The 7896-nt window shown below is 59.0% G+C and carries 7 protein-coding genes; 4 read left to right on the forward strand and 3 right to left on the reverse strand.

From position 1 onward, the window contains the following. The first annotated feature begins 39 nt into the window (after window positions 1–39). From HJA_RS13180 to HJA_RS18405, 3 genes are read left to right on the forward strand one after another with little or no spacing between them, the layout of a single operon-like run. The gene (locus HJA_RS13180) at window positions 40–1620 is read left to right on the forward strand and encodes a hypothetical protein (RefSeq protein ID WP_035583035.1); all 1581 of its coding nucleotides are present in this window, start codon (window positions 40–42) and stop codon (window positions 1618–1620) included. Beyond that, window positions 1617–2510 carry a carbohydrate deacetylase gene (locus HJA_RS13185; RefSeq protein WP_051597686.1) on the forward strand — a complete coding sequence of 298 codons (894 nt, stop codon included), beginning with the start codon at window positions 1617–1619 and terminating at the stop codon, window positions 2508–2510. The genes HJA_RS13180 and HJA_RS13185 overlap by 4 nt, the downstream gene beginning before the upstream one ends. 32 nt (window positions 2511–2542) lie before the next feature. Then, window positions 2543–3241: a class I SAM-dependent methyltransferase gene (locus HJA_RS18405; protein ID WP_162177066.1), complete on the forward strand. Its 699-nt coding sequence runs from the start codon at window positions 2543–2545 to the stop codon at window positions 3239–3241. Here HJA_RS18405 and HJA_RS13200 read toward each other — a convergent pair. Then, window positions 3234–3749 carry a DedA family protein gene (locus HJA_RS13200; protein WP_051597687.1) on the reverse strand — a complete coding sequence of 172 codons (516 nt, stop codon included), beginning with the start codon at window positions 3747–3749 and terminating at the stop codon, window positions 3234–3236. The genes HJA_RS18405 and HJA_RS13200 overlap by 8 nt on opposite strands. A gap of 101 nt (window positions 3750–3850) precedes the next feature. Next, window positions 3851–4828 carry an NAD-dependent epimerase/dehydratase family protein gene (locus tag HJA_RS13205; protein WP_035583040.1) on the reverse strand — a complete coding sequence of 326 codons (978 nt, stop codon included), beginning with the start codon at window positions 4826–4828 and terminating at the stop codon, window positions 3851–3853. 818 nt (window positions 4829–5646) lie between these two features. Between HJA_RS13205 and HJA_RS13210 the strand changes: the two genes are divergently transcribed. Then, window positions 5647–7680, forward strand: coding sequence for a hypothetical protein (locus HJA_RS13210; RefSeq protein ID WP_155839991.1), 2034 nt, complete (start codon window positions 5647–5649; stop codon window positions 7678–7680). Here HJA_RS13210 and HJA_RS18710 read toward each other — a convergent pair. Continuing rightward, window positions 7667–7896: hypothetical protein (locus tag HJA_RS18710; RefSeq protein WP_206741720.1), on the reverse strand; the 230-nt coding region annotated here is incomplete at its 5' end. The genes HJA_RS13210 and HJA_RS18710 overlap by 14 nt on opposite strands.

Raw genomic sequence — 7896 nt, forward strand, 5'->3', positions numbered from 1 at the left:
CCACCCTCACGGGACGGCATAATGGGAGGAGCCCGGCGCATGGACGCTGCTCAGACACTTCAGAAGCTGGTGCAATTCCTGCGTGGCGGGGACGACAGCTGGACACTGCGCGCGGGGCTGTTCCTCGCGGGCGCAGCGCTTGTCGGCATTCTGATGATCGCCGTGCACATGGCGGCGGGCCTCACCCTGCCCGCGCCATGGGGCGATGAGGCCTACTTCCTCTGGCAGGCACGTGGCTTTGAACGCTGGAACGATTTCATCGCGCCGGAGATTGACCCGGACCGCCCGCTCCTGCTGCTACCCTATGGCTATCCGCTGATTATGGGGCTGATCTTCAAGGTCACGGGGTTCTCGCTGGAAATCGCCCGCGCCGTCTCACTCGTTGCGACACTGGCCGGGTTCGGCCTGCTGGCAACGGCGATGCGCGCCCGCAACATCGCAGCCGTCAGCCTGATCCTGATCGGCGCCTTCCTGCTGAACGGGCACTTTGTGGCCATGGCCAACAATGCCCGGATGGAAGCGATCATGTTCGCGATCATCTGCGGGGCGCTGCTCCTGGTGCAGAACAAGCAATACTGGGTCGCGCTCGGGCTGCTGGGGGGGTCTGCCGTGATCCACCCGAACGCCATGCTGATGGGCGCGCCGGTCTTCTTCTATGCCATCTTTGCCGGGCAGCTGTGGAAGAACTGGCCGAACCGGATGGGCATGATCGTCATCGGCATCGGCGTCGCCGCCTGGGCTGCGCAGGCGCTCTATATCTTCACCCACTGGGCCGCCTTCGAGCATGACCTTGCCTACCGCCTTTCGGAGACGACGTCGGCCAACAAGGGTGCGTCGCAATTCGGCGGCTGGCACGCCGTGGGCCTTGTGACCATCTTCGCCATCTGGGCGCTGGCCCTCTGGCGCAAAGTGCCGGTCGCGCACCTCACCGCCTTTGCCGTCGGCGCCTGGCTGATGAGCCGGGTGCGTGAGGAGCAATGGTATGACGTCTTCAACGATTTCGCCTATCTGCTCGCCGCCCTCGCCCTGATCGAGATCGCCGTGAAGGAAGTGCGTGCGCGTTACCCGGACAAGGCGCTCTATTCCCTCGGCGCATCGCTCGCCCTCGTGGCCATCGCAGGCCTCTTCTTCCTGAAGACCGGGCGGATCGAAGGTCCGAAGGGCTACCTGCAGGAAATGAATGTCGACGGCATGGTCATCGCCGATGAGGTCCCCTACTTCACCCCGGAAGACCGCGCCATTCTGGAAGCCTATATGAACGGTATCCAGGAAGACGGGCTGACGACGGTGGAACTCTACCCCTGGGGCGACACGCTGCTCTTCCCGGAAAACGATCCGGACAAGGTCCGCTTCCAGATCCCCTATTTCGATCCGGACTATGTCGCTTCCACGCGTAACTGGCCGTGGGGCTACGGCCCGACCTATGGCGAGACCCCGACGGTCTATATCCTGCGCACCTCGAAATACCAGCCGCGCTGGCTGGACGAGCGCTTTGACCGGCTGATGGCGCGTGCCAGCAAACGTTCCGGCGGGCGGGAACCGGTCATCATCCACTCGCGCGACGAGACCGAAGTCTGGTATGCCTTCCCGACCATTGCCGAGGCCCCTGCCGCGCCATGACCGAAACCGCCCACCCCTCTCCGGCACAAGGCAAGACCACGAAAGACGGCCTGCGCCTGATCGTCCATGCGGACGATTTCGGCCTGTCGGAGCGGGTGAATGACGGCGTCGTCGATGCACACCTGAACGGCATCCTGACGTCCACCTCCATCATGGCCTGCGCGCCCGCTTTCGGCCATGCCGTCACGCTGGCAAAGGCCACACCGTCGCTCGACATCGGCGTCCACCTCACCCTGATCGAGGAGCGTCCGCTCACCGACCCGGCAAAGGTGCCCAGCCTCGTTGACGAGACCGGCCACTTCCACAAACACATCACTGTTTTCGCGAAGCGCTATTTCCGGGGCCTGATCAATCCGGAGGAAGTGCGGCTGGAACTCGACGCCCAGATCACCCGCATCCGCGAGGCTGGCCTCGAAATCTCCCATCTCGACAGCCACCAGCATGTGCACATGCTGCCCGGCATCCTGAAAGTCGCGCAAGACCTTGGCGCAAAGCACGGCATCGCTCCCATGCGCCTGCCGCGTGAACGGGTCAGCCCCTACATGTTGTCGTCACCCGGCGGATTATCCCGGATTGCACAACAGCTTGTGCTCAACCATTTCTGCCGCCGCGCCCGCCAGCGCTTTGGCCCGACCACGGATCGTTTTGCAGGATTCTATTATGGCGGGAAACTCGACACAGATGCTCTCCTGAGAGTGGTATCCAGCTTGCCGGAAACAGGCAGCTGTGAATTAATGTGCCACCCGGGAGAAGACGACCCGGCGTCCGAAAAGCTCCATTGGGGGTATGCATGGGCGAACGAACTGTCAGCTCTGAAAAACGCCTCGGTCGCCGCGGAGATCGAAAGACGGGGAATTCGGCTGATTTCCTACCGCAATCTGACAGCCTAGACACCCCGTCGCCCCCACGCCGTCTGGGCCGGTTGGCCATCGCCCTCTTCGTCTGGCATTTCCTGTCACCGCTGCCCTTTGTCTGGCGCCTGCACCAGGTGATCCGGTCACTCCTGTCCCCCTTCGGCAAGATCATAGACCGCATCCCCCGCACGCCACCCGGAGAGGAACGCACGCTTCTGGACCTTGGCTGTGGGCATGGCATTTTCCTCGCCCTCGCCCGCCGCATGCGGCCAGGCCTCAGCCTTGTCGGCATAGATCTCGATGCGGAGAAAATACGTCAGGCCCGGCAGGCCTTTGCCAAGGCGAAAATCAGCGGACATCAGCTGGCCGTGATGAGTATCGCAGATTTTCCCGAAGGCACCGCCGACTATATCGCCATCCTGGATGTCATGTATCTCGTCCCGCTGGTCCTGTGGGCCGGTATCCTGAAGACCTGCTATGACAGCCTGAAACCCGGCGGCCTGTTGCTGCTGAAGGAGATGAACACAGGCAAGCCCGCCAAGCTGGCGGTTCTCAAGCTGGAGGAAACGCTGGCGGTCAACATCCTTGGCATCACCAAGGGGGAAGAAACCCGCTTCACCTTTCCGCCGCCGGAAGAAATCCGCAAACAGCTGCAAACCATTGGCTTCGAAGTTGAGGAAATACCGCTGGATCGCGGCTACCATGTCCCGCACATGCTGTGGATCGGTCACAAGCCATCCGGCCCGCACGGTCCGCCGGTCAGCTGAGACCGAGCATTTCGAACAGCGTGCCGGCGCCAACCGCCGCCGGAACAAGGAATACCACAGCCGCGATCAGCGCCCCTGCCACCGAGGCGGCAGAGAACGTGACCGCCGGCATGCGCAGCGCACCCGCCACGACCGGCACGCCTGCCCGCACCGGGCCGGAAAACCGTCCGATCACCACCGCACCGAGGCCCCACCGGGCACAGAAGGCTTCGCTCTTTTCGATCAGGCTGGGATGTTTGCGGAACGGCCAGATACGGCCGAGATGGCCGGAATTCTTCTGGCCGATCAGGTAGAGGCTGATGTCGCCCAACGCCCCGCCAATCGTTGCCGCCGCCACGACGGCCAGCAAATGGCTGACATTTTGCGGGCCGACCAGCGCGGCCACGCCAACCAGCGCCACCCAGACGAAGGGGATGAACTCAAAAAAGGCCAGCACAAAGACCAGCACCGCAATCCATTGCGGATGGTCGCCGGCAAAGCCGATCACCTGGGCAGCCATCTGGTCCATACTCATCAATCCGTTTCAGCCGGCGGGAACGCGCGGCCGGGATATGTCAGAAGCGGAAACAGGGCCGGTCATGTCTGCCGGCCCCTTCCCTCAAGTCTGATTCAGGCCACTGCCCGTGCATTGGAATGCACCTGGCGCTCGATCCACTCATAGGTTTTTTCGAGACCGGTTTTCAGCGGCTGGCTCGGCGACCAGCCAAGCTTTTCAGAGATCAGCGAATTTTCGGAATTGCGTCCACGTACGCCCAGCGGTCCCGGAATATGGTTCAGCTCGATCTTCTTGCCGGCAACATCGGCAATCATCATGGCAAGCTGGTTGATGGTCACCATTTCTTCCGAACCGACATTCACCGGCCCTTCGAAGTCAGACCGGGTCAGGCGGATCGTGCCTTCCAGGCATTCATCGACATAAAGGAACGAGCGGGTCTGCTGGCCATCGCCCCAGATCTCGATCGCATCGCCGGATTTCGCCTTGGCAATCTTGCGGCAGAGCGCAGCCGGGGCCTTCTCCTTGCCGCCATCCCAGGTGCCCTGCGGGCCGAAGATGTTGTGGTAACGCGCAACGCGCGCTTCCATGCCGTGATTGCGGTTGTAGGAGAGATAGAGGCGTTCGGAGAACAGTTTCTCCCAGCCATATTCACTGTCCGGCGCCGCCGGATAAGCGCTGTCTTCGCGGCAGTTCGGATTTTCCGGATCTTCCTGGTTATAGGCCGGATACATACAGGCCGAGGAAGAATAGAATATGCGCTTGCAGTTGCGCTTATAGGCAGCATCCAGAACGTTCAGATTGATCGTGGCGGAGTTGTGCATCACGTCCGCATCGTTTTCGCCGGTGAAGATATAGCCTGCCCCGCCCATGTCGGCGGCCAGCTGGTAGATCTCGTCGAACTTGCGGTCCACGACTTCGCGGACCAGTGACTGATCGCGCAGGTCCCCGACGACAAAATCGTCTGCTTCGGTCTCGGCAAATTCGTGCATCTTGAGGTCAACGCCGCGCACCCAATAGCCTTCCTGCTTGAGGCGGCGGACCAGATGTCCCCCGATGAAGCCGCCCGCGCCGCAGACCAGTACCGATTTCATGATAATCTCCACTCCTGAACAGTCATGCGCAGAAACGTCCAGCCTCTGCGCGAATCTACTTTTCCGGGTCTGCAAATGACGTGCCGCAGATTTCCCCACCCGGGCGCTCTGAAATGGCGCACTTAAGGTGTCACATTCGCCCGAAAACCGGGCCACGCCAAGGTAAATCGCCCAATTGGACCGGAATCCCAAAAATTCGCCTCATGGACGAATCCGGGACAATTGCCCGGAGGGAACGTGCCATCTTTGCGCGAATGGCTGCCGGTCTTGTGACAAGGCGCAGGAGCGAACGCAGCAGCGTCGCAGAAAACCAGATTGAGAAGATGGAATGGTGGGCGGTACAAGGTTCGAACTTGTGACCCCTACGATGTCAAGCGCTCGAGAAAACGCCAAACCACTGAATCCAAAGTACTTTAAGTGGTCGCATCGTAGCGCAACATAGCCAGTGGGCGCCCCTAAATAGCCTCCAGCATGCTCAGCACGTGCTCAGTAGAATTTGGGCACCAAGCGGCCGGAAATAGAAGGACACGCCGTTCGGAACCATTGTCTGAAAAGGCCGGATATCGCCGAAAGGAGACGTTTGTCGTCGCGAGTTCCGATCCAGTGCTTTTATTGGGAATTGGCCCCCCTTGTTGCCCCGAAAGTCACCATCTCGACCCATTCGAAAAACATTGACTTGACTTCAGCGCCCTCCCCAAATTCTATTTTTGAGCGTCAATCAAATGGGGGAAATTTCATGGTAAGCGCTAGCAATGGCCGTCGGATTGTTTGATCCGCTACTTTCTCTGACTTGCAATAATTTAAAAACGAGACGTTTCATGCTGCGCAGAATGGTCCAAATCATACTTCCAGTTATGTCCATGATGTTTGCCGGATCGGTCCTGCCGTCTGCATCTGCACAGTCGCCGTCTGATTGCGGGAAGCTGGGCGCTGAAATTGAGCTGATACGCATACCGCAGCCGCCTCAGAACAGCTCGGGCTATGGACCGGTTGGCCCGGGCGAGATTGATGCTGCAAAAGTTATCGGGGTTCAGGTCGGATGCGCCGGAGAGGCGGCGAACCTTAAAAAAGGCGACGCTATCTTCAAGATAGACGGATCCTTTATCTCGGCCAATCCCGACGATCCGAATTTCATTTCGAAGCTTTTGGCGAACGCCGGGGGCCAGGACGGAACGTTCAGCGTGACGGTCGGACGGGGCGGAAGGGCAGGCCCGCATTCCATTCCGACCGACTTGAAGATCCGGCCGGTCGCGCCGAAGCCATCCGCTCCTATCCTGGCAGCATCTCCGAAAGCAAATCTTGCCAAATGGCCCGAGACGCTGGCAGATCGCGGCAAACCCCGCAACACACTTGCTTATGCAACTGACCGAATCGCTGTTTACGGCACGGACGATTCTCAAAGGTATTATATCATTTATGATACCGCTAAGGATGAGTCTCTTTTTGGATCTGAAGAGAGTCGGCTTGAACTTGACGCTGTTATGAAAGCGGCGAGCAAAAAAATGTTTCCGGCCAAGAGCAAGCTCTCCCTGCCCGGCCTTATCGGCGTTGGCTATTTTCTAAATGATCATTACACTGATCCATTCAATCCTCAGAATGAACTTTCGCCGTTCACGGTTAAAACCAGTGTTTACGCTGAATATGGCAGTCGGGCGGAGTGGTATTTCGGAGGTGACAAGCTAGCGCAGGTTGCTGGTAAGCCACCTTACTCGCAGGCCGCATTTGAGGCGCTGCTTGCGGAGTACAACCAAAAGGTGGACAAATCCAACCAGGATCAGATCGCGGAAAGGGAATTCGCCAAGACTGCGTCGCAGAATGGTTATCTGACTATCTCCCAATCGGAAGCACAGTATGAAGACCTTCGTGATCGCGCACGCACGAGCGCGGCGAAGAAGTACGGCTATGTCAGCTGGCCCAACAGCACGTGGGCCCTGGCCCCGAATACGTATTCGCGCGAGGCGTCCAACCCGTACAAATCCTCGACGGTCAGGACCGTGTTTTCAGGCGACTATGTTGGTGATGAAGGTGTCCGCCAAGGCATTCTGTGGGCATATGTTATTGCGAAGGATGCCAGGTGCAACGCCAACATCGTCAACGGACAATCTCGTTCATATACCCTGATCCAGGATACGTCCTACTTCAACATGGGGTGGTACGTGCCGCGGATGAGCAAGAACACCCACACCTTGATGGTGGACGGAAGGCTGGCAGGCTTCCTGCGCGGCAACCGGGGGCAAAGCTTCTGGGACATCGTTCCGCAGGCACAGGCCGAAAACATGTACTGGTTCTTCAACAAGGTCGAGTGCGGTTCCCCGGAGATGCGCCAGCTGGAAGAGAACCTCTATCGGATGATGGCAGGCCAGCGTTCCCTCCAGAAGGAGAAGGCGGGCTCTCAAGGCACCCGGAAGGAAAAAGAGTTTTACACGGAGGGCGGCCGTGAATTTTTCGGCCTCTATTCCATCGCGCCTTCGACCACGAAGCTCGCGCCCTTCTATGCGAACGGGGTGCGGACAACCTACCGCGACGTGATCAGGAAATACATGTCTGCCGATGGCAGCTATGATTGGTCCAATCGCCGGTTCTTCAAGGATGACAGCGGCAATACCTACGGCTTCTTCTACCGGGAAAACCCGTACGAAGATAACGACCCGTTTCTTCGGGTACGGGTCGTGAAGCTGAACCCGGCAGATATCGCCTATATCATCAAGGTCAGCACAGACGGGAAAGTGCCCTTCAGCTATCAGGCGCCGATCCTGCGCAAGAACCCGCTCGGCCATTTGATGTGGCGTTTCGACTATGGAATTCAGGACCTCAATCCTGAAGGCGGGATCCAAGTCTTTAGCCCCGAATAACGCGGAAGCTCCAAACGGCCACAAAGAAATTGGCGCTGCACAAAGTGCGGCGTTTAATGCGAATATCGTCCGCACATATGCCGTTCGCCGAGGGCAACTGATTGAAGACATCGAACGTGAGATCGATATTCACATGCCCAATCGCTTGGGCCATGCAGGGGCAATCACCCCTAAGTCCTTGAAGGGAAATGGTGGGCGGTACAAGGTTCGAACTTG

Source organism: Hyphomonas jannaschiana VP2, assembly GCF_000685215.1.
Lineage (GTDB): Bacteria > Pseudomonadota > Alphaproteobacteria > Caulobacterales > Hyphomonadaceae > Hyphomonas > Hyphomonas jannaschiana.